This window comes from Pantoea sp. GW821-FHT03E06, assembly GCF_059420725.1.
The window spans coordinates 171,754-194,177 of record NZ_JBWKUG010000002.1; the positions used below are offsets into that span (position 1 = coordinate 171,754).

General features: G+C 54.4%; 18 protein-coding genes. 12 read left to right on the top strand and 6 right to left on the bottom strand.

The genetic code is table 11. The features are described 5' to 3' along the window. Window positions 1-200: 200 nt before the first annotated feature. Complete coding sequence (locus AC07WB_RS20345) at window positions 201-1,091, top strand: MurR/RpiR family transcriptional regulator (protein ID WP_494941168.1); 891 nt, start codon at window positions 201-203, stop codon at window positions 1,089-1,091. On the opposite strand, the gene AC07WB_RS20350 is transcribed toward AC07WB_RS20345, so the two are convergent. After that, a complete protein-coding gene (locus tag AC07WB_RS20350) occupies window positions 1,092-2,009 on the bottom strand; it encodes a DMT family transporter (RefSeq protein ID WP_494941169.1) in 918 nt (305 codons plus the stop codon). A 217-nt stretch (window positions 2,010-2,226) separates the two neighbouring features. Between AC07WB_RS20350 and AC07WB_RS20355 the strand changes: the two genes are divergently transcribed. After that, the gene (locus AC07WB_RS20355) at window positions 2,227-3,141 is read left to right on the top strand and encodes an alpha/beta fold hydrolase (protein WP_494941170.1); all 915 of its coding nucleotides are present in this window, start codon (window positions 2,227-2,229) and stop codon (window positions 3,139-3,141) included. A 137-nt stretch (window positions 3,142-3,278) separates the two neighbouring features. Here the strand turns inward: AC07WB_RS20355 and AC07WB_RS20360 are convergent, their stop codons facing one another. After that, a complete protein-coding gene (locus AC07WB_RS20360; protein WP_494941444.1) occupies window positions 3,279-5,450 on the bottom strand; it encodes a TonB-dependent siderophore receptor in 2,172 nt (723 codons plus the stop codon). Window positions 5,451-5,951: 501 nt separating this feature from the next. On the opposite strand from AC07WB_RS20360, the gene AC07WB_RS20365 reads away from it, so the two are divergent. The 6 genes from AC07WB_RS20365 (at window position 5,952) to AC07WB_RS20390 (ending at window position 11,694) form a co-directional block, all read left to right on the top strand. Beyond that, the gene (locus AC07WB_RS20365) at window positions 5,952-6,848 is read left to right on the top strand and encodes an ABC transporter substrate-binding protein (protein ID WP_345830140.1); all 897 of its coding nucleotides are present in this window, start codon (window positions 5,952-5,954) and stop codon (window positions 6,846-6,848) included. Beyond that, entirely contained in the window at window positions 6,845-7,768 is a 924-nt protein-coding gene (locus AC07WB_RS20370; protein ID WP_097097740.1) for an amino acid ABC transporter permease, read from the top strand. Before AC07WB_RS20365 ends, AC07WB_RS20370 begins: the two co-directional genes overlap by 4 nt. After that, window positions 7,761-8,522 carry an amino acid ABC transporter ATP-binding protein gene (locus tag AC07WB_RS20375; RefSeq protein ID WP_400457936.1) on the top strand — a complete coding sequence of 254 codons (762 nt, stop codon included), beginning with the start codon at window positions 7,761-7,763 and terminating at the stop codon, window positions 8,520-8,522. Before AC07WB_RS20370 ends, AC07WB_RS20375 begins: the two co-directional genes overlap by 8 nt. 161 nt (window positions 8,523-8,683) lie before the next feature. Next, entirely contained in the window at window positions 8,684-10,969 is a 2,286-nt protein-coding gene (locus AC07WB_RS20380) for a molybdopterin-dependent oxidoreductase (RefSeq protein WP_494941171.1), read from the top strand. A gap of 87 nt (window positions 10,970-11,056) precedes the next feature. After that, the gene (locus tag AC07WB_RS20385) at window positions 11,057-11,329 is read left to right on the top strand and encodes an AbrB/MazE/SpoVT family DNA-binding domain-containing protein (protein ID WP_097097743.1); all 273 of its coding nucleotides are present in this window, start codon (window positions 11,057-11,059) and stop codon (window positions 11,327-11,329) included. After that, on the top strand, window positions 11,329-11,694 hold the full coding sequence (locus AC07WB_RS20390; RefSeq protein WP_097097744.1) for a type II toxin-antitoxin system PemK/MazF family toxin: 366 nt from the start codon (window positions 11,329-11,331) through the stop codon (window positions 11,692-11,694). The genes AC07WB_RS20385 and AC07WB_RS20390 overlap by 1 nt, the downstream gene beginning before the upstream one ends. A gap of 198 nt (window positions 11,695-11,892) precedes the next feature. Here the strand turns inward: AC07WB_RS20390 and AC07WB_RS20395 are convergent, their stop codons facing one another. Further along, window positions 11,893-15,606 carry an FAD-dependent oxidoreductase gene (locus AC07WB_RS20395; protein WP_494941172.1) on the bottom strand — a complete coding sequence of 1,238 codons (3,714 nt, stop codon included), beginning with the start codon at window positions 15,604-15,606 and terminating at the stop codon, window positions 11,893-11,895. Window positions 15,607-16,063: 457 nt separating this feature from the next. Between AC07WB_RS20395 and AC07WB_RS20400 the strand changes: the two genes are divergently transcribed. Together AC07WB_RS20400 and AC07WB_RS20405 are read left to right on the top strand one after the other, a co-directional pair. Beyond that, a complete protein-coding gene (locus tag AC07WB_RS20400; protein WP_255438391.1) occupies window positions 16,064-16,186 on the top strand; it encodes a hypothetical protein in 123 nt (40 codons plus the stop codon). Window positions 16,187-16,299: 113 nt separating this feature from the next. After that, a complete protein-coding gene (locus AC07WB_RS20405; RefSeq protein WP_345830126.1) occupies window positions 16,300-16,524 on the top strand; it encodes a hypothetical protein in 225 nt (74 codons plus the stop codon). Here the strand turns inward: AC07WB_RS20405 and AC07WB_RS20410 are convergent. The 3 genes from AC07WB_RS20410 to AC07WB_RS20420 are packed head-to-tail and all read right to left on the bottom strand — an operon-like array spanning window position 16,521 to window position 19,527. Then, window positions 16,521-17,834 carry an MmgE/PrpD family protein gene (locus AC07WB_RS20410; protein ID WP_494941173.1) on the bottom strand — a complete coding sequence of 438 codons (1,314 nt, stop codon included), beginning with the start codon at window positions 17,832-17,834 and terminating at the stop codon, window positions 16,521-16,523. The two genes, AC07WB_RS20405 and AC07WB_RS20410, sit on opposite strands and share 4 nt — an antisense overlap. Then, the gene (locus AC07WB_RS20415) at window positions 17,834-18,985 is read right to left on the bottom strand and encodes an amidohydrolase (protein ID WP_345830123.1); all 1,152 of its coding nucleotides are present in this window, start codon (window positions 18,983-18,985) and stop codon (window positions 17,834-17,836) included. The genes AC07WB_RS20410 and AC07WB_RS20415 overlap by 1 nt, the downstream gene beginning before the upstream one ends. Beyond that, entirely contained in the window at window positions 18,982-19,527 is a 546-nt protein-coding gene (locus tag AC07WB_RS20420) for a GNAT family N-acetyltransferase (protein ID WP_097097749.1), read from the bottom strand. Before AC07WB_RS20420 ends, AC07WB_RS20415 begins: the two co-directional genes overlap by 4 nt. Window positions 19,528-20,003: 476 nt before the next feature. Between AC07WB_RS20420 and AC07WB_RS20425 the strand changes: the two genes are divergently transcribed. Further along, entirely contained in the window at window positions 20,004-21,074 is a 1,071-nt protein-coding gene (locus tag AC07WB_RS20425) for an iron-containing alcohol dehydrogenase family protein (RefSeq protein WP_097097750.1), read from the top strand. A gap of 31 nt (window positions 21,075-21,105) precedes the next feature. After that, window positions 21,106-22,407 carry an LLM class flavin-dependent oxidoreductase gene (locus tag AC07WB_RS20430; protein WP_345830118.1) on the top strand — a complete coding sequence of 434 codons (1,302 nt, stop codon included), beginning with the start codon at window positions 21,106-21,108 and terminating at the stop codon, window positions 22,405-22,407. The last annotated feature ends 17 nt before the right edge of the window (window positions 22,408-22,424 follow it).

The following is a 22,424-nucleotide window of genomic DNA, read 5'->3' on the forward strand; positions in this document are numbered from 1 at the left end:
GCAGGTCGAGGCCGGGTTTCCTGACTGTTAATAGCACCATTTTCATAATAAAGGTGTTATTTTACAGAGTGTTGTTTTTTTAAAATCAGGCGTTGTTGCTGAGGTTTTGGCAGACCGATAAGGTCAAAATGGCCAGTTTAAAACCACTCATTTACTACAGGCGTGCAACAAATGAATCGCAGGATGGTGAGTTTAAATAGATGAGTACGAATAAAATTAAAAACCGTGTGGATGTATTAGGGGAACGTTATCGCCTTCGGTCGCCAACCTTATCATTAAGTCTGCAAACCGTGGCGCAATATATCCACGATAATCGTGAGGCAATAGTAGATGCTACAGCGATGGAAATTGCCGATGCGACGCAGACTTCTGATGCAACGGTGGTGCGTGCCGTTCAGGCGCTGGGCTTTGCCGGATTGCGCGATCTCAAAACCACCCTCAAAGCCTGGTTTGGTCCAGCAATGAACTCCGAAGAGAAGATGAGCGCGACCGTGAGCGAATTGTCGTGTGATATCAACTCCGGCATCGATTTTGTGTTGGGCGGCCATAAGCGTGCGTGTGATGCACTTTCCGAACCGCACAATCGCCAGGCGGTGGCACAAGCGGTGACGCTGCTGATTGAAGCACGTCAGGTAGCGCTCTTTGGTATTAATGCATCGGGGATTCTGGCGGATTACAGCGCGCGCTTATTCACCCGCATTGGCATTCCTGCCGTTACCCTCAACCGATCCGGAATTGCATTAGCAGAACAGTTAATTACGCTGCAACGCGGCGATGTGCTGATCATGATGGCGCAGAAATCGGCGCACCGGGAAGGCATCACCGCGCTTAAAGAGGCAAAGCGGCTTGGCATGCCGGTCATTTTGCTCACCAACGCTATTGATTCGGCGTTTGCCAAAGAGGCGGATGTGATGATTAACGTGCCGCGCGGCGGTGAGAATGGCCGCATGCCGCTGCACGGCACGGTGTTGGTATGTCTGGAAATGCTGATTCTTTCGGTGGCTTCAGCGACCTCAGCGCGCACGGTCAAAACCATGAAACGCATTCAGGATCTCAATCGATCGCTGAAGCCCGGCGGAAAAAAGGCGTGATTACTTATTTACCATGGTGTTAACAGCAGGGCGCTTGCCGAATCCGTTGCTCGTCACCAACCATACCGCGCAGATAATCAGCAACGAGCCGCCGATAAAGCCCTGATTAATCTGCTCGCCCAGCACCAGCCATCCCCACAATATGCCAAAAGGCGGAATCATGAAGGTGACCGTCAGCGTGCGCAGAGGGCCGATATCGGCTAACAGACGGAAATAGATAATGTAAGCAAGGGCGGTGCAGAGGAAACCGATAGCCAGCACACAGGCCCATACTTCTGGGAGCTGCCAGCTCGCGGCAGGTGTCTGCGGGGCGCTAAAGGCGAAGAAAGGCAGCAAGAAAAGCGATGCGCCCAGCTGGCTGCCAAATGCCACTTTGGTGGCATCAAGCCCGCCGCGAGCGCCAATCCAGCGTTTGGTTAGAAAACCAGCAAACCCATAGCACGCGGTTGCCACCAGACAGGCCACTATCCCCAGCACGAGTGCACTCGTGAGATGAGATTCCCCGGTAGTACTGATAAGGATAATGCCGGCAAACCCAGCAATCATGCCGAGAATTTTGCTCAGGGTGAATTTTTCGTCAAAGAAGGCGGCGCCGATCACCACGCCCATTAACGGCGTGGTGGCGTTGAGTATTGCTGAGTAACCGGCAGGTAAGACGCGCGCCGCCATGCAATACATCAGAAAAGGAATGGCAGAGTTGATAACGCCCAGCAGCATCGCCCATCCCAATTTTCCTTCAAAGCGTTTTGGAATACGCATGATGGCCATGATGATTAACAACCCCAACATGCCGCAAAATACCCGCAAAAAGGCCGTATTTACCGCGCCGAGTGCCGGTACGGCAATGCGCATAAAAAGGAAACTGGCACCCCAAATTGCCGCCAGCAGCAGCAGTCGCAACAAATCCGATGTTCGCATAGGTTTCACAATTGTTATGAAATAGTCGCGCACAGAGTAGCAAATAACCTGTGATGAAGCGGTACCCGTTATGTCGACCCGCTGACAATTAGGTAAAAAAAGCGCGGATCATTTTAGGATTACCCATCGCGGCGTTCGTCAGGTAGTATTTAGAAATCGATCATTTCCTAATTTCGTTTAAATTGGAAATGAATGCTTCCTAAATTTGGAGAAGAAAATGTCAGCATCCATCATGAAACCAGCGCCAGGTTGGGCGCAGCCCTTTGCGCAACTCGACGGATTTTCCCATCATTACGCCACCGTTGACGGCGTGCGGCTGCACTATGTGAGTGGCGGTAATGTCGAGGGTGATACGTTATTGCTGTTGGCAGGTTTCCCACAAAGCTGGTTCGCCTGGCGTCACGTGATGGCGCTACTGGGCGATCGCTTCTTTATTGTCGCTCCCGATCTCCCCGGTCAGGGTGATTCCGATAAGCCAATCAACGGCTACGATACCACTTCGCTGGCGGAGAAAGTCCAGGGCTTAATGCAGCAGCTGAATCATGAGCGTTATTATCTTGCCGCGCATGATGTGGGTGCCTGGGTTGCCTGGCCCTACGCCTCGCTATTTGGCGCGCAGGTGATCAAAATGGCGCTGCTGGATGCCGGCATTCCAGGTGTGACCTTGCCAGAGGCGCTACCTGCCACACCGGACAAAGCATGGAAAACCTGGCACTTCGCTTTTCATCTGCTGCCCGATCTCCCTGAAGCCCTTATCGAAGGACGAGAAGAGATTTATCTTGAATGGTTCCTCAAGCGCAAAGCGGCCAGTCCAATGGTGTTTGGTGAGGAAGATATGGCGGAATATACGCGGCTGTTACAACAAACTGGGGCAATTCGGGCAGGTATGGCGGCGTATCGTGAAGTGACAGTATCGGCGACGCAAAATCGCCATCTGCTGCGGGATAAGGGCAAATTAGCGCTGCCGTTGCTGGCGGTCAGTGCCGATCAGGGATCGATTCCCGATATGGCGTTGCCGTTAGGGGAATTCGCGGCAAACGTTTCGGGAATCAAGATTGAGCACTGTGGTCACTTCATCCCGGATGAGCAACCGCAGGCGCTGGCGGAGGCGTTGCGGGATTTCTTTCGCTGATGTGAATCGTCCCGGTGCGCATCAATGCGCACCCTACGAAAACCTGGCTATATCCACGTAGGGCCACCATTCATGGTGACCGATTCACGCTTAACTGACCAGCATTACGCGATTGATGGCGACCTAAACCCGCTGAATCAAAACGACAGGGTCACGCCTGCATAATACGCCCGGCCCGGTTCGTTGTAAGTCGAAGCTCCTGAGTTCTCACGGTAAATGCGCTTATCAAACAGGTTATTGATACCGGCATTTGCCCGCAGGTTTTTCGTGACGTCGTAATTGAGATTCAGACCCACCACCGAATAAGGGCTGATCTCTTTCGACGTCATATTGCTGACATCAATCACTGTCTCAGCATGTTGACGCGGTTTCTGACGCCCATACTGCGTCCAGTTAATATTGGCGCTGAGATCGTCGGTCGCCTGCCACTCCAGCTGCGAGTTAATGGTGAACTCAGGGATCACCGATAGCGGATTGCCGGTTTTCTTACTTTCCGAACGGAACATATAAGTCGCGTTCGAGCGCCATTCTAACGTGTCGGCAATTAAAGGAATGGTCAGATTACCTTCCAGTCCTTCCACAATCGCTTTGCCACCATTCTCCCAGCGCAGCACGTTATAGGTCGGGTTAGAACTGGAGTAGATCGGCTCGGTGCCAGAGATAATCTTGTTCTTGTAGTCGTTGCGGAACCAGGTGATGCCCGCTACATAGCCTTCATGACTGAACTCGAGGCCAATCTCTTTATTGACGCTGGTTTCCGCATCAAGGTCTTTATTGCCCATCAGATAACATTGGGTAAGCCCAATTGGGCAGCCGTTGCCACGGGTCGAGAGCAAGTATCCGGGGGTAGATTGATAAAGGTTTGGCGCTTTAAACACGCGCGCAATACCGGCTTTCAACGTGAAGTAATCACCCAGTCCTTGCGAGACGTTCAGGCTCGGACTCCAGTTGGCACCAAACTGATCGTGATAATCAAAGCGCAGCCCTGGGATCACCTCGGTGGTATCGGTTGCGGCAATGTTGTCCTCGAAATAGAGCGAACTAATGGTGGCGCTGTTTTTACTGCTGCGCTGCGACGGATCGCCTGAACTGCCCGGCAGGTTCACGCCCGGTGCGCTGGCCGATAACATCGAAGCCGGATCGTTGAGCTCATCGCGGTTCCACTCTGCGCCTAAGGTCACGGTTTGATCCACCAACAGCTGCACCGGGAAGTTGATTTCACCGCCGGCGCGATAGCTTTCCAAACGACTGGTGGCGTAAGTGTTGCTATTGATCATCCCTTCAGTACGGCCAGCGGTGCCTTCCTGCAGACGCGTGTTATTGGTCTTCTCGTAGTTAAAATTGAGTTTTGAGGTTCCCCAATCCCAGATTCCGTTATGCGCAATGCCGTAACTCTGACGATACATGCGGTTGGTTTCATCACCGTACAGGGATTCAACCAGGCCATCGGTGCTGGCGTTACTATTACTGTTTTGCGTATCGCCGGCGTAAATATTGCCCTGACGGCTGTAGCCGTAAGTGAAATCGATGATTTGCAGCGGCGTCATTTTCCAGGAGAGCACGGTATTGATGTCTTTATTGCGCACACCTTCACGTCCCGCCGCGTAAGAACCATTTTCAGCGGTATTGATATCAAACGCGTCGGCGTCGGTGCGGTTGATATTGCCGTACAGCCGCATCGTCAACGCTTCACCCGCCAGCGGGCCGCTAAGATTGAAGTTGGCGCGGCGCGTGTCGCCTTCTTTGCTATTTTCAGGCTGGTTGGTGTACAGCGACAGTGAGCCATGCCAGTCGTTGGTGGGGCGCTTGGTGATGATATTCACCACGCCGCCCGCCGCGCCCGAACCGTAGCGCGCAGCGGCAGGGCCGCGGATAACTTCAATACGCTCCACCATATCTGCGGGCACCCAGTTGGTGTCACCGCGTGAATCACGCTCACCGCGCCAGCTATAACGCACAGAATTGCGTGAAGAGACGGGCACGCCATCAATAAGAATCAAGGTGTTTTCCGGGCCCATGCCGCGAATATCGATCTGGCGGTTATTACCGCGGCTGCCGCTGGCACCGTTACCGGTGAGATTCACACCTGGCATTTTGCGAATGATGTCGGATAGATCGTTAACCGGGGGATTTTTCTTGATGTCTTCTGCCGTGATGGTGGAGACGCCTGGCTGTTGTTTAAGCTCCTGTTCAGCAGTGACAATCATCGATTCGTCGTCTGCAAGCTTCTCCGTGGATTCTGCTGCGATTGCAGGCGACGTTAGCACTCCCGCTAAAAAAAGCGCCACCGGAGGCTTTTTGCCACGCATGGTTACATTCACTTAGATCTTCTCCCTGTTTCATTAACAATTGTAAGCAAATGCGCATGATAATGATAATGGTTCGCATTGCAATCCGGCATGACAAACCTTTACATAAGACTGACAACACGGCGAGTGGCGGGCAGGCGAGCTATGCGTTAGATAAATCCGTTATGTCTAAGACGAAAATGGTCAAACGATGCGGCATTAGCAGGCCTTTGATTCGGTGGCAGAATCTGAATTTTGCATGTTAAGCCGCGCCGTTAAGGGCACGGAAATAGCCTTGTAAAACCGCGCACCCTGCTATTGCCACAATTCGGCAATAGATATGTTTTTTTCGCATTTGTGATCGCTGCATATCTTCAATGAGAATGTCCTTGGGACGTAATGAGGATGACAATTCGAACCACTGTGCGCCTTGACGCAAGGTGAATCAGAAGAAAAAACCATCGCTACCTCAACGCCTTTTCCCTGTGGGGAAACATTTTATAAATCAGGAGAAAGGTTCCAGTGAAACTCGCAAAAGGCATGACTCTTTTTGCGCTCGCTCTGAGTGCACACACCGCGTTCGCCGCCGATCAATCCGTCCCAACCGATAGCTCAATCCATGTGCAGGCCGATCCTGCGCTGAAAAGCCTGCTACCGGCGGATGTGGTTAAGCGCGGCTATATTGTGGCAGGAACCAACCCCAATACCCCGCCAACCACCTTCTATAAAGAAGACAACAAAACGCTGGCCGGGCGTGAAATTGATATCATGAATGCCGTGGGCGAGCGTCTGGGAATCCAGGTTCAGTGGCGCGACACCGGCGGTTTCGACAACATTATCCCAGGTTTGAAAACCGGTCGTTATGATGTGGCTCTTTCCAACATCAACGCCACGCCGGCGCGCGCCAAAATTATCGACTTTGTCGGTTATTACGATGCCAGCCGCCTGGGCATTATCTCGCGTAAAGATGCCAACGTTGCGCCGTTCAAAGACCTTTCCGATGTTTGCGGTAAAGAAGTCGGTGCGGGTTCCGGCACCACCCAGGTCACGCGCCTTGAAGATGCCAGCAAAGCCTGTGAAGCCGCGGGTAAAAAACCCATTAAAGTTTCGGTGTTCCCGGATCGTCCTGCGGGCGTACAAGCGGTGGTGAGTGGTCGTGTACCGATGTTCCTCGGTCCGTACGAAGGTCTGCTGTGGCAGGTTAAAGTCATTAAACCATTGACCATGAGCGGTGAAATCACCGTCCACGATGCGCCAGTTTCTGTCGCCTTCCAGAAAGATTCTCCGCTGGAGCCTGCCGTACAGGCGGCACTGAACTCGCTGATCAAAGATGGCAGCTACAACAAGATCCTCGATACCTGGGGCATTGGATTTGGTGCGGTTAAACAAGCCAAACGTAATCAGGAAATCTTTCAATGAGTGATATTCACCACCACACCGACGATCTGAAAATCGTCGGCAAACGTTACTACGGACGCTGGCTGAGTGCGCTGGTGGTGCTGTTGTGCGTGGTGGCGATGGCGCACTCGATGATCAACAATCCACGCTTCGAGTGGAGCGTGATTGCGGAGAACTTTACCGGCGAATCGATCCTGCAAGGCGTCCTAATGACGCTGCAGCTCACCGCGATTTCCGTGGTGCTGGGTTTTGCCTTTGGTACGGTGCTGGCGCTGATGCGCCTCTCCTCTAATCCGGTGCTGGTGGGCGTGAGCTGGTTTTATACCTGGTTCTTCCGCGGCGTGCCGATGCTGGTGCAGCTGTTCCTGTGGTACAACATCGCCGCGCTCTATCCCACCATCGCACTATCCATTCCCGGCCTTGGTGAAATCTGGAGTACCCAATCTAACGCGCTGGTAAGCCCGTTTAGCGCTGCGGTGATCGCGCTGGTGATGCACCAATCCGCTTATGCCGCAGAGATTGTGCGTGCTGGTATTCAGAGTGTCGGCAACGGCCAGCTGGAAGCCGCGCGTGCGCTGGGTTATCGCCCGTCGCAAATTTTCCGTCACACGATTCTGCCGCAGGCGATGCGCGCCATCATGCCGCCTGCCGGTAACGAAATTATTGGCCAGCTGAAAACCACCGCGGTGGTCTCGGTGATCTCACTGCAGGACGTGCTATTTTCGGCGCAGATCATCTATCAGCGTACGTATGAAGTGATCCCGCTGCTGCTGGTGGCAACGCTGTGGTATTTACTGATGACCTCAGTGTTGTCAGTGGGGCAGTTCTATGTAGAGCGCTATTTTGGACGTGGCGTCACGCGTCGGGAAAAACGCAGCCTGTTGAAATCACTGCCAGGTTTCTCGGCGGCGAAAGCAGAAAGGAGCGTCAGCAATGGGTGAAGCGATCGCCTTACGGAAAGTCACTAAGCGCTTCTCTGGCGTCACTATTCTTGATGCCGTGAACCTGGATATTCCTGCCGGTTCGGTAACGGTGATTCTCGGGCCTTCCGGGTCGGGGAAATCTACGCTATTACGCTGCATCAACCATCTGGAAAAACTCGATGGTGGCACCATTCGCATTGGTGGCGAGATCATTGGCTATAAGCAGAAAGGCCAGGCGCTGCACGAGTTAAGTAGCGGTGAGGTCGCGCGTCAGCGTGCCGAAATCGGCATGGTGTTCCAGCAGTTCAACCTGTTTCCGCACCGCACCGTGTTGCAAAACATCATTGACGCGCCGATGCGAGTGAAAAAGCAGAGCCGTCAGCAGGCAACCAGCAAAGCGCTGGCGCTGTTGAAGCAGGTGGGGCTGTCTGGACGCGAAGATGAGTGGCCGCAGAATCTTTCTGGTGGGCAGCAGCAACGCGTAGCGATTGCGCGTGCGCTGGCGATGGACCCTGGCGTCATGCTGTTTGATGAGCCCACTTCGGCACTCGATCCGGAACTGGTTGGCGAAGTCTTGCAGGTGATTAAACAGCTGGCACACTCGGGCATCACCATGGTGGTCGTCACGCATGAAATAGGCTTTGCCCGCGAGGTCGCCGACAACATTGTCTTTATGGAAAGCGGCAACATTGTGGCGGCGGGGCCAACCCAGCAAGTGCTCGATGACCCGGAAAACGGGCGCGTAAGAAACTTTATTGCAACGGTGCTTTAGGCACCGTTTTTCTTTTTTAATGCCAGGACGAGATTTAATGCCGCTCAGCCACGCCCAGGTGCGCATTAATGCGCACCCTACAACATCCGCACCGGTTTGTGGTAGGGGCGCCATTTATGGCGACCAGTATGCGTTGAGCTGAAGAGCATTAAGGAAAAAAAATGACGCAAAAACCGGTAATGCACAGCGCCCACTGGGGCGCTTTTCATGCCCAGCAGCAGGGCGACCAGCTCACAATTCAACCTTTCAAGGGCGATCCCGATCCCAGCCCGCTACTGCAAAATTTCCGTACGGCCTTAAACCACCCGGCGCGCGTTTCCCGGCCAATGATACGGCGCGGCTGGCTGGAGAACGGCCCGGGCCCGGACGATCGGCGCGGTAACGACGACTATGTGGCGGTGAGCTGGGACGAAGCTTATGCATTAGTGGCGCGTGAACTGCAACGCGTCGGCGACAATTACGGTCCTGAAGGCATCTTCGGCGGCTCGTACGGCTGGTCGAGCGCCGGGCGTTTTCACCATGCGCAAAGCCAGGTGCACCGCTTCCTGAACACCACGCTTGGCGGTTACGTGCGTTCGGTGAACAGCTACAGCTCCGGTTCCGCGTCAGTATTGTTGCCGCATATCGTCGGCGACATGAATGAAATTGCACGTCGCGGCGTTAGTTGGGAAGAGATTGCTCAGCATAGCGAAATCGTGCTGGCGTTTGGCGGCCTGGCGCTGAAGAACTCGCAGGTTGCCAGCGGCGGCTTAAGCGAACATACCGAACGTGGTTTTATGCAACAGGCGGCGCGGCGCGGCACGCGTTTCATTTCGATAAGCCCGCTGAAAAGCGATCTACCGGATGAGGCGAAGGGCGAATGGCTGGCGCTGCGACCGGGCACCGACGCCGCCTTTATCCTCGGCGTGTTATCGGTATTGATCGCCGAAAAGCTGACGGATGAAGCTTTCCTCGCTCGTTATACCGTGGGTTGGCCAGAAATGGCGGCCTATATTCGCGGTGAAGAAGATGGCACGCCGCGTGACGCCGCATGGGCAGCAGAGATTTGCGGTGTCAGCGCCGCATTCATAGGTGATTTTGCGCGCCAGCTTTACGGCAAACGCGTGTTGGTGACGGTGGCGCACGCGTTACAGCGCGCCGAACATGGCGAACAGCCGGTGTGGCTGGGATTAGTATTAGCGGCAGCACTCGGTCAGCCGGGCCTGCCAGGCGGCGGTTATACCTATGCGCTTGGCGCGCTAGGACATTATGGTAAGCATCATAATCTGGTGAGTTTTCCCGCGCTGCCGCAGGGTAAAAATGGCATCGATCGCCTGATTCCGGTGGCGCGTATCGCTGATATGCTGCTCAATCCCGGCAAAAAGTTTGATTACAACGGCCGTCGCTTAACCTATCCGCATATTCGTCTGGCGTATTGGGCGGGCGGCAATCCGTTCCATCATCATCAGGATTTGGCACGGCTGCGTCAGGCCTTTTGCCAGCTGGATACGCTAATCGTGCATGAAATTGCCTGGACTGCTAGCGCACGTCATGCAGACATCGTGCTGCCGGCCACCATGACGCTTGAGCGCGAAGATATTGGCGGCGCGCCTACTGATCGTCATCTGTTTGCGATGCAGCCGGTGGCAGAACCCTTTGGCGAAGCGAAAGACGATTATGCGATTTTCACCGAACTGGCACGCCGTTTAGGCCGTGAAGAGGTCTTTACTGAAGGACGTGATACGCGCGGCTGGCTTAAGCATCATTATGCCCAGCTGCAGCAAAAACTGGCGGCGCATCAGGTCGAGATTCCTGGCTTTGATCAGTTCTGGCAGCAAGGCGTGCTGGAATTACCGCAGCTGAAAGACGGTGGCCGCATGATCAAGGCGTTCCGCGCCGATCCTGATGCCGCGCCGCTGCCCACCCCGAGCGGTAAAATTGAGATCTTCTCAGCCACTATCGCCAGCTTTAACTATGAAAACTGCCCTGGTCATCCGGTGTGGCGCGAACCGCAGCAACAACCGAATCCCGATCATCCGTTCTGGCTTATCGCCAATCAGCCGGCGACGCGTTTGCACAGCCAGTTGGATTTTGGGGATTACAGCTTGAGTAGTAAGCGCGATGGACGTGAGGTGTGCAGTTTGCATCCGGCCGATGCGGCGTCATTAGGTATTCGCGATGGCGAGATTATTGAGCTCTACAACGAGCGAGGTCACGTGCTGGCGAGCGCGCGCCTGACTGAAACCATCCTGCGCGGCGTAGTACAATTGCCTACCGGCGCCTGGTACGATCCGGTTGATCCCACCGCGCTGCGTCCGCTGTGCCGCCATGGTAATCCCAATGTGCTCACGCTGGATATCGGCACATCGTCTTTGACACAAGGCTGCAGCGGACAAATCACCGTGGTGCAGGTGCGGAAATACCGTGGCGAATTGACGCCGGTGCAGGCGTTTATTCCGCCGCGGTAAAAAGGAAACTAATCTCAAAAAACAAAGTGTGACTTTATCTCACTCAGTGATAAGCTCTGTGTGACAAAGTTACACTTTGGAGGATATATGGCGTTAACCAAATTGCGTCAGCAAGGCGGAGCCGTCGTGCTGACAATTCCCAGTGATATTGCGGCTAGAGCAGGATGGCATGTGGGAATGGAGCTGGATGTCACTGCAACGGATGAGTCGATCAATATTAAGCCTGTAAACCGAGTCGCGCGCGGCAGAAAAACCTTGGATCAACTGTTAGCTGGTATTGATCAGGATGAGATTCGCCAGTTTAACGAAGCAGTAAGTGATGATTTGCAGGATAAACCACAAGGCAAGGAGGCTATTTGATGATATCGCGTAGAGTTCCGCAGTTGGGTGAAATCTGGCACGTCAACGGCGATCCCGTTGAAGGCAGGGAGTTTAAAGGGCCGCATTATTATCTGGTGATTTCCCGGCGGGAACTCGTCGCCGCGCTAGGGACAGCCGTTTGCGTTCCGGTAACCAGTGGCGGAGCCGCCTCACGCTCACAGGCAGTTACGGTCTATCTGGATGGCAATAGCACGGACAGCGGTAATATTACCGGTGTTGCATTGTGCTACCAGCTTCGCTCTCTGGATCTCATGGCGCGTAAAGCGAGTTTTGCCGCTAATGTTGAACCGCACATCATGGACGAAATCTTGTCAATGGTGGTGGACTTGATTGATCCGCGATGAAATATAAACGCGCCTTTGCGGCGTAATGCTCGTCAGTTAAGCGTGAGTCGGTCACCATGAATGGTGACCCTATCTGGATATCGCCGGGTTTTCGTAGGGTGCGCATTCATGCGCACCTGCATAAACAGGCATTTTTTTGCTTAAGTGAGCGGCATTACGCCTTTGCGGCGCGGTTATCATCATTACTGCGTTTTTTAATTAAGCCGTGGTTTTACGGTTGTGCGTAATATCTTTAACTGTTTCCGCTGCGCGTTTTCCCGCAAGAAAGGCGTGATCGGAATTATAATATTCCCATTCGCTGTACCGCCCTGAGAGCTGTATTCCCTGCGTTGCTAGCCAGCTACGAATCAGCATAACGTTTGCCGTGCGCTGATGGTCGTACACTACATAGGCATAGGGCATATCCACAACGCTGGCGGTGAGAATCTCATCATCGGCGTTAATAATGCCGACACGAATACAATCCGCAATGCAGCGTTCAATCAGTGCGTCGCCTGCGTAAGGTAATGGCTGGTCGTCACGATAGGTCATTTCGCAGGTCAGACCAAAACCGCCCGGCGGATTACAGTGCGGGCTGGCGTTACCCTGTAAAAAGATGCGATGGAATAGGGTATCGCCGGGATAATAAATCCAGTGTTTATCACTTAGCGCGCTGCGGCCAATACCGAGATTGACGCAGCGCACGGAAATATGACGCAGCTGCCTGGCGGCTTTCTGCACCGCTTCTGGTGCCAGACTCCCCATTAATCGTACCAGCTCCGGCAGAGGCAACGTACTGACCATCTGATCGTAATGGAACTGTCGGCCATCGCTCAATAGCACGCGTCTCAGCTGTGGCTGAATTTCGGCAACCTGCGCCCCCAGCTCCAGCGTGCAGGTCAGATGGGGCACGAAACCTTCCATCAACGCCTGGAATCCACCGCGCAGCGGATAGCCAAAACGTGCATTGGGGCCGACGGGTTTCTCAAGCGGTGCCAGCGCACCGGTAATAATTTGCTGCAAATCGGGCAGCGGCACGCGTCCGCCGAGCCAGGAGGTTTCCATATTGGCCAGCGGCGTTTTCCACAGCTTCTGGTTATAGGGCAAGGCAAAATGACGCGCGATCCCTTTGCCCCAGGTACGGAAGATAAAGCTTTCGAAATCTTCGCTCTCCTCTTTTGCCGCAAAGCTCTCCCCATCGGGGATGGCTCCATCCGCGCAACAGTCGCGCCGCGGCTCGGTCGTAACCGCTTGCAGTGTGGCTGGCGGTGCACCGTAGCGTGCCTCAATGGCACCCAGCACGCATTCGCTAATCACGTCGGCGGGTAAACCATGTAATGCTGACTGGAACGGGTAGCGGGTATAAACATCATGGCTGTAAACCCAGGCCTCGCGGGTTTGCCAATGCTGATTCTCGCCGAGCAAAATGTCGTATAAACGCAACACATAGGGATCGTTGGAGAACATGATGTGCCCGGCATGATCGAAAGTGAAACCCTGATCTTCGATAGAGCGACACCACCCGCCCACCGTGGCGTTTTTCTCCAGTACTACTGCACCTGCGCCATAGTGATAACCGGCACTCAGCCCAGTTGGCCCAGCGCCGAGAATCAGGCATTCAATGGCATGCGGCGCCAGCGGTTGCGAACGTTCGCTGTTGGCATCGGGCTGCGTAATCTCTCGCTTGGGCAGCGCGGCAATATGCGCCTGCATCTCTTCGGCGGTGCGATCCCACGAGGTTTCCGCCACTAACGCCGCCATTTTTTTCGCCAGCAGATAACGTGTCTCAACGGGCAACGTCAACGCAACTTCACAAGCCTGAATGAAGGTTTGATGTGAATCGGCAATAGCCACGACATCAGCGTAATGACGCGCGACATCGGCAATCGCGGTGCTGACGATGGGCAACTGCGCCGCCATATACTCCAGCACTTTGGTGGGACTGATGAAGCGAGTTGAGGGATTCAATGCGAACGGCATCAGGCAGATATCCCAACCGGCGAGGAAATGCGGTAATGCCGCGTAAGGCTGCTGACCGAACCAGTGCAGATTATTACGCTGCGGCAACGTAGCAGGGTCAATTTTTACGACCGGGCCGACCATCACAATTTGCCAGTCGCGATGCGCATCGGCTAACGCGGCGATAAGCGCTAAATCCAGACGTTCATCAATCACGCCATAATAGCCAAGACGCGGCTTGGGCATATTATCCTGTAATGGGTGGCTGTTACTGCGGTCCAGCGCCTGCTCGAAATGCGCCGCATCGACGCTGCTAGGACAGCAATACACGTGCGCGTGGCGATTTCTTTTCGCTTCGAACAGGCTGGTGCCGCCGGTAAACACCAGATCGGCACGGCTCAACAGGGCAGATTCACGCTGTCGTAACTGACGCGGTGCCTGATTAAAAGCCGAAAGTTCGTCCATGCAGTCGTAAATTATGGCGCTGGGTTTAAAGCAGGCCAACAGCGGCAGCGCCATCGGGGTGTAAAACCATACCAGTGGTGTTTCATCTTCATCGAGCAGATCGGCCAGCAGCGGCTGCAATACGGCGATTTGGCTATCATGAAAGCCAGGCGCCGCGACATTAGTGTGCGGTTCAATGACCGTGACATTCGGGGCCGGTTGATACTGTCGTAACGTCGCCTCAGCGGGGTGGAAAATCGGCTCTTCAATAAATACGATGCGGTGAAACTGAGCAAGACGTGACAACAAATGCTGGGGGCGCTGAAACACAAAGCCCCAGCGAAGATGACTGAATACCACTAATACCGACTGTTTCATAAAGCATTCCTCCGACCGATTGGCCGCGGTGACGAAACCCTGAAAGCGGGCGACTAAACGCTGTGATTGCCGTAGTGAGGCGGCATAAACCGAACTAAGAACGCGCTGGTGATGCGGATCGACATCCCATAGCCCGCTGCGAGGCCAGTGTGTGGGATCTTCCCAAAGTGGACGGTCGATAATGGGATAGAGACAGATGCCGTGGATATCGCATCCCGCCAGCTGTGCCTGAGCTACGTCGGCACTAACCTGTGATAACCATGCGGCACGTCCGCTGCCCACATGGCTGGTTTCTGCCAGCAAAATCGGACGCTGATAGCGCTGTGAAAGCTGCTGCAAAATCTGATGCAGCGGGATACGTCGTGCGTCACCTAAATGCCAGTCCAGCAGGCCGCCGGAATAGGTGAGCCACTGATTACTGTGGTAATAGTTAGCGCCTACCACATCGAGATATTGCGGTTTGCCGCCCAACTCCGGTTCACGCAGACCGGCGATCATGTCCCACGCCTGATACTGCGATGCATTAATCTCGGCTGTTCGCCGATGACAGGCTTCGTTCTCCTCATCGGACACCACGTGAATCACCGGATCGCAGTGCAGAAAGCGGGCGCGAGGATCGGAAATAAGGATGGCGGCACAGCCCGCCAGCGTGGCGCGGATCAGTTGCCGCTTAATCGCGTCTGGATCGGCCTGCGTATCATGACCAAACAACCCGACGGAAATACCCCAGGACATAAATGAGATTTCATTCATCGGCGAGTAAATAGGGGCGTCGTCGTAATACTCCACCAGCCAGGCCGCCATGCGCTGACAATAGGCGGCAAAGCGCGGCACAAATTCGGGGGAAAAAAGGGTGAGATCGTCGGGCCAGCCGTAATGGCACAGCGTCCAGTTAACTTGCACGCCAAAGGAGCGCGCCGAATTCATTCTTTTTTTTAAGCTCGCCAGCGTAGCTTCGGGCGCCGTTTCGGCCAGCCGCCAGCCAATACTTTCACGTACCGACGTAATGCCGAACTGCTGCAAAGCGGCATAATCATTATGGTATTGAGATAAATGATCATTAATCGCATTCATGGAAAGTTTTTCGCCGAAAGGATTGATATGATCTGCTCCCTCATAGCCGGCTTGCCAAAAGCTGGAAAATGGCGGCATGGTGTTCCCCCGGAATAATATTCAGGAAATAGAGATAAATAATAATGAGTTAATTATTAACAGCGTGATGAGTATTAATACTTAACAGTAAGATATAAATGCCGATTTGAACGAACACACATTCGGTAGCGGCGCAATTTATTGCACGATGAATCGCGCCGCTACCGTATGTGCGGTAATTGTTTGGACCATTCTTCTATTAGTGAAACGTCAGGGGTTTAATTATGAAACTTATTTTAAATTATAACCACGGTTTAGCTTAACGCAAATTACTGAGCTAAAAATAAAATAAGCACAGCGCTAATTAAATTTATTTAAGTGAAGCGGTAGTCGAAATTAAGAATAGTGTTATTTAAATATTTCTTACGCTTAGCTCACATATTGAAAAGAACGCCTTCGGCCTATTTGGCGGCATTACTACACTTAACTCACCCAATTCGGGCTTATGGAGGTACTTATGTCAGAGCGTCCAGATGATGATGTCATTCCTTTACCCGGTGATGATGAACCCTTACCCGATGAAGATGATGATTTACCTCGCGACACAGAATTTCCCGAAGATCAGCAGCCTAAAATCTGAAACAGTGTGAGCCGCCGCTGGCGGCTCACTATTTCGATAGCACTCTGCGGCAATTACCTCATAATACCTCTCCAGGATTTCATTTTATTTTTAACAGGTAAGGGAGAGGTATTATGGTCAACGACTATTTCACACAGCCAGCGCTGGGCGTCACGGTAGAACAGCATAAGCGCACCGTGGCAGTTGCGGCAGCGTTAGCCGTGGCTAAAGAGTCGGTGAGCGCGTCTACTGCGGCCAGTGGTTCAAAGGCATCATGGGATTTGCAAGCCGTAGCGAACGAAATCGCTAATCTTGCTGATGCCATTCAGGATGCGTTAGAGCCTGTTGAAACGCTCTAAAGTAGTAGCTGTGTTAAGGCGGTGAGTTCCGCCGTGCTGCGCAAGTTGCTGCTCTCTAACAACCGCTGCTGGCGCTGCGGCGTTTCCTTCAGCAGCGCCGCACGCAGCTTCCCGGCGACATCTACCGTATCAGCTAGCGATTGCTGGCGTGTGCGGCGATGCTGCAACTGCGTGCCATCGCGCAACGTCAACGTCACCACATGAAAACGCAGCGCCGGATTAATCGCATCCGGCGGCGCGCTTTCATCCGGCGTACGCCGCACTTTGGACGCCAGTGGCATCACGGCGTGATTCAGATCGCCTTCGGCGAAATCCTCCAAACGCAAATCATTGTACATCAGCATCGCCGCAATCACATATTCCAGGCTGAACCGTGCTTCAATGCCGTTGGTTGGCACACGTACCGAGGCGGCAATATCGCCACCCGGCGGAAAAGCGACGCTGATATCACTGATATTTTCCAGCAGTGAATCCAGTGATTTTCCGCTTGCCAGCCACGCCTGGCGTAGGATGCGCGTGGCTTCGGCGGCGCTGTGCGTACCGGCGCAGGTGGGAAAAGGCTTGAACTCCAGCCCCGGCGTCACGATGCGCCACGGTTGCGCCCAGTTTTCAATTAATTTTTCTGGCCGCGCCTGACCATTGCTGGTGGCGGTAATAAAGGCTTCGATTACGCCGCCTTGTCTGCCATCAAACCCAGCCAGCGTCAGCTGTGCGGTAGTCACTGCGCGTTCAGCGGCGAAACCTGCATGCAATGGTTTTACCGCCGATCCAAACTGCGCACGTAAGCCGCTAGCCTGCGTAGCCGCAATGCCAAGCAGCGTTGCGGTTGCCGACGTATCCAAATGCAGTAGCCGGGCGAGCGCGGCGGCGGCGGCAAGAGTGCCCAGCGTCGCAGTGTTGTGATGGCCCAATGCATAATGCTGTTGGCTTACGGCAACGCCTAGACGACCCGCAACTTCCACGCCTATCGCGTAGGCATCAAGAAAATCGTTCAGTTCAGCAGGCTGTTGCTGTTGCCAGGCGAAGAGCGCGGGCAGAATTACCACGCTGGGATGCCCACGAAAATCGGCATGGAAATCATCGTAATCCAGTGCATGGCTGGCATAACCGAGTAGCAGCGCGTGGGAGCGCGTGCCGCCGTCGCCGTAAACGCGGCGCAGCGCCGGTAAACCGCTATCAGGTACCTGACCTTGCAATACCGGCCAGCTGACGGCGAGGAAATCACGCACGCCGTGGCGCGCCGCATCGCGTGCAGCATCATCCGGTTGGCTGTTAACAATGCGCTCAGCCAGCGCGGCAGTCAGATTCATCAGCTGGCACGCTCCAGGCTACGCAATGCCGCGACGGCAAGGTTAGCGAGATAGCGTGCAGTGGGCAGCAGCACATCATCATTAATACGAAACGCCGGGTGATGCAGGGCATAAGGCTCACCGGTGCCAATCATCATGAAGGCGCCGGGCAGCTGCTGCTGGTAAAAAGCAAAGTCTTCGCCGATCGGGCTGGCTTCCACCACGCGCGCCTCAAATCCGCTTGCGCTGGCCTGCTGCAGGGCGAAGTCGGCCCAATGTGCATCATTCACCACCGATGGCGGACCCGCATGCCAGTTGAAGGTCACATCAGCAGCAAAGGCCGCGCCGATACCCAGCACAATTTCCCGGAAGCGCTGCTCCAGGCGTTCGCGTGTCTCCTGTGAGAAGGAGCGCACCGTGCCTTCCAGCCAGGCGCTATCAGGAATAACATTCCAGGTGCTGCCGCTGTGAATCTGCGTTATCGACACCACTGCGTTATCACCCGATGGCGCATTGCGGCTGATAAGCGTTTGCGCCGCTGAAACGATTTGTGCTGCGATAACAATCGGATCGTTACCTTGATGGGGTTTAGCCGCGTGGCTACCGATGCCGGTAATGCTGATATCAAAACGGTCGACTGCTGCGGTCAACGGACCGGCTTTACTGCCGATCACGCCCGGTGGCAGTGAAGGATCGTTATGGATGCCGAAAATAGCCACCGCGTCGTTCAGCGCACCGGTGGCAATCACATCGGGCGCGCCCTGGCCGGTCTCTTCGGCGGCCTGGAATAAAATTCGCACGCGGCCCGGCAAGGTATCTTCCTGTTGTTTCAGTAAGATAGCCGCCCCAAGCGCCGCCGAGCTATGGAAATCGTGGCCACAGGCGTGCATCACGCCGGGACGCTCAGAGCGAAATGTCACATCAGATTGCTCCTCAATCGGCAATGCATCGATATCGGAACGTAACACCATCAGCGGGCCTTGTTCGGGGCCAATCTCGGCCACTAAGCCGGTTTTGAGCGGCAGATCCAGTACGCGAATACGGTGCTTTTCCAGCTGCTGCCGAATGCGTGCGGTGGTTTCAAACTCTTCATTAGAAAGTTCGGGAAAACGGTGCAGTTCATGGCGGAAAGCGATCAGCTGTTCGCCTAATGTGTCGAGTTGTTGGCTCATGGTTTCATTCCTTGTTGAGCGGCCAGACGCGTTAACCACGCATCATGGGCGGCTTCATCCAGTACTTTTTTCATATATTGAGTAATGTGACCTTTGCCGAGATCGGTGGTGTGCATCAGCTGAAAACCGCGCTTTTGGTACATGTCGATCAGCCACGGATGGCTGGTTGCGGTGCCGAGCGAAACGGCAGGGGCGCGTAATTTGCCGCGCAGGATCTCTTGCTCGAGACGATCTTGTACCTGTCGCCCATATTGCAGGCCGGGATAATCGGGATGCGCGCCAAACCAGCCAATGTGCGGCAGGCCAAACGGGCCGGGAAGCGGGCCCCACGGATAGCGCACGGTGACCGACGAGACCATGACATCATCAGCATACAGCGCATAAACGCCGTGGCTTTGCAGGTGACGCAGCGTTTTAGCGCGATCGGCGGTGGCGGCATCAAATTTGATGCCCAGCGCCAGCGTCGGCGCATAAGCGGCATGCATCAGGGCCTGATAAGTTTCCACCTCGTCTTCTCTAACCTGACGAAATATAAGTGACATAGATATCCCCGGATAAACCGCCAGCTGGCGGAGAAAAGCAAAGAATGCGCGTTTTTATTGGGTCGCCATGAATGGCGTAATGCCGCTCACTTAAGCAAAAAAATGCCTGTTTATGCAGGTGCGCATGAATGCGCACCCTACGAAAACCCGGCGATATTCACGTAGGGTCACCATTCATGGTGACCGATTCACGCTTAACTGACGAGCATTACGCCATAAATGGCGACCTTACAGGCGGCTATTTTGCAAACCAATGGAAAGCGATCAGATTACCAGCAAAGCCAAGCTGCGCTATATGTGAAAACTAACTAAGCTAATGCGAATTTGTGAAAATGAAATCGCCCGTTTTGCATTGCTTAAATCGTTATTTACCGTAGTATGCAGAAAATACATAGCGCTATAACTATTCTGTATTAACCCTCTGAATTATCTTAATTTTAATTCGTTATAGCCTTATTCTTAATCAGGGTGAAGCCGTGTTAGCAATCAAATCTCCGCGTGCTTATGCACATGAATCCGGTTTGCGCGCGCGCACCGGAGAATTTATAAAACCTTACGCCTCACATATCCGTATTTTTACTTCTCCCCGCGCCTGGCAGGCGGTCAATCCCGCATTAACACAAAGTCTCGCAGCCGAAGGTATTCGCTGGGAAATAGAGTATCTGCCGGGTGAATGCACCGATGCCGCCATTGAAACGCTGAAGCATAATGTGGAAAGCCAGGGCGCTGAGCTGCTGTTGGCAGTCGGCGGCGGGCGTGTACTGGATGCGGCCAAGGCCGTTGGTAGCCAACTGCCCGACCTAAAATTGATCAATTTCGCTACCGTGGCCGCCACCTGCGCCGCGTGGTCGCCGGTAGCGATTATTTACAATGAGCAAGGCGGACATGTGCGCAGCCAGCCGCTGGGCAAAATGCCGGATCTGGTGCTGGTGGATAGCGAAGTGATTGCTCGTAGCGATGTGCGTTATCTGAAAGCGGGTATCGTTGATGCGCTGGCGAAGTACTACGAGTTTTACCCTTATCAGCGTAACAATCCCCACGATCTGGCACTGGATCTCAAAGTGATGACCGCGCGGCGCGCACTGGATCGCTACCGTGAGCTGGGTGCCGCAGCGGTGGCAGCAAATGCGCAGCAGCAGGTGACGCCTGAGCTGGTGCAAATCATCGACGCCAATATCGTTCTGGCGGGGCTGGCGAACAGCGTGCGTGACGTGTTGCCAACGCCGGGATTCGCTCACGCAATCCATAATCGTCTGACCCATCAACCGGACCTACACGCGTGGCTGCACGGGGAGAAAGTGGGCTTCAGCCTGCTGGTGCAATCGTTAATTGAGCATGACGGGGTGCCGGACAGCGAACTGCTGACGCTGCTGCGTCAATACGATATGCCTTTAACGCTTGCGCCATTAACCGGCGATCGCGCGGCCATCATCCGCACTATCGCTGAACAGATCAAATTCCCGGCGGCCAGCGCCGAACGCCTGCCGTTCCGCATCACTGCCGATGCGCTGGAGCAGGCGCTGCTGGCGACCGAGAACGCCTTTTAAACGCCTCACTTTTATTTACCAGGACAAATTCATGGCTACTTCACAACAACAACGCCACATCCGCTTAGGTCTTTTTGTTCAACCGGTCGGACAACACGTCAGCGGCTGGCGTTTGACGGAAAAGCTCGGCGATCCTACCGACATTGACTGGCTCATCACCCTCGCGAAAAAGGCCGAAGCCGGTAAATTCGATCTGTTCTTCGTCGGCGATGCGCTGGCAACCAGCATGTATCGCCTGCCTTCAACCATGGCGCGTCTGGAACCTCTGACCATGCTTTCGGCGCTGGCAGTAAATACCAAGCGCATTGGCCTGGCGGCGACGGCGTCCACCACCTTCAGCGATCCGTTCACCATGGCGCGCAGCTTCTCTTCGCTGGACCATATCAGCCGCGGGCGCGCAGCCTGGAACGTGGTCACCTCGTTCTCTACCGATGTGGCGCGTAACTTTAGCCGCAGCGATATGCCGAACCACGCTGAGCGCTATGCGCGCGCACGTGAATTCCTTGAAGTGGCGGAAAAACTGTGGGCCGGCTGGGAAGAGGGTGCAGTGCAGCCCAATAAAGAGACGGGGAGCTACTTTGTAGATGAGAAAATTCAGCCGATTAATCACCAGGGAGAACATTTCCAGGTGCAAGGCCCGCTGAATATCACCCGTTCACCGCAAGGTCGTCCGGTGATCATTGAAGCGGGTTCGTCTGCGGATGGTCAGAAACTGGCTGCTGAAACGGCAGAAGTGATCTTCACCGCGTCCGCCAGTCTGGAAGAGGCACAAACCTTCTATCGCTCGCAGAAGGATCAGGTGATTGCAGCCGGTCGTAATCCCGACCACGTAGTGATCATGCCGGGTGTCATGCCGATTGTTGGCCGCACGCGAGAAGAAGCTAAAGCGCTGTGGAAAGAACTCAATACGCTGGTGGATATCGAAAATGGTCTGCGTCAGCTGTCGCTGCGTTTCAGCATGGATCTCAGCCAGTTCCCGCTGGATGGTCCGGTGCCGGAAGTGCCGCTGGGTGAAGGTAATCAGAGTCGCGTCAAATTGATGACGGACATGGCGAAGCGTGAAAATCTGACCCTGCGCGAGCTGGCAGCGGTGGCAGCAGGATCACGCGGACATCGTGTAATTGTCGGTACCGCAGAAGACATCGCCGATGATTTCGAGCTGTGGCTGAAAGAGGGCGGTGCCGATGGCTTCAATATCATGCCGGCCATTATGTCCGAGCAGCTCGACCTGTTCGTCGAATTGGTGATCCCGGAACTGCGCCGTCGCGGTCTGTTCCGCGAGGATTATGCGTTCGCCACGCTGCGCGAAAACCTCGGTTTGCCGGCGGCTTAACCCTTCAGGAGCACCAC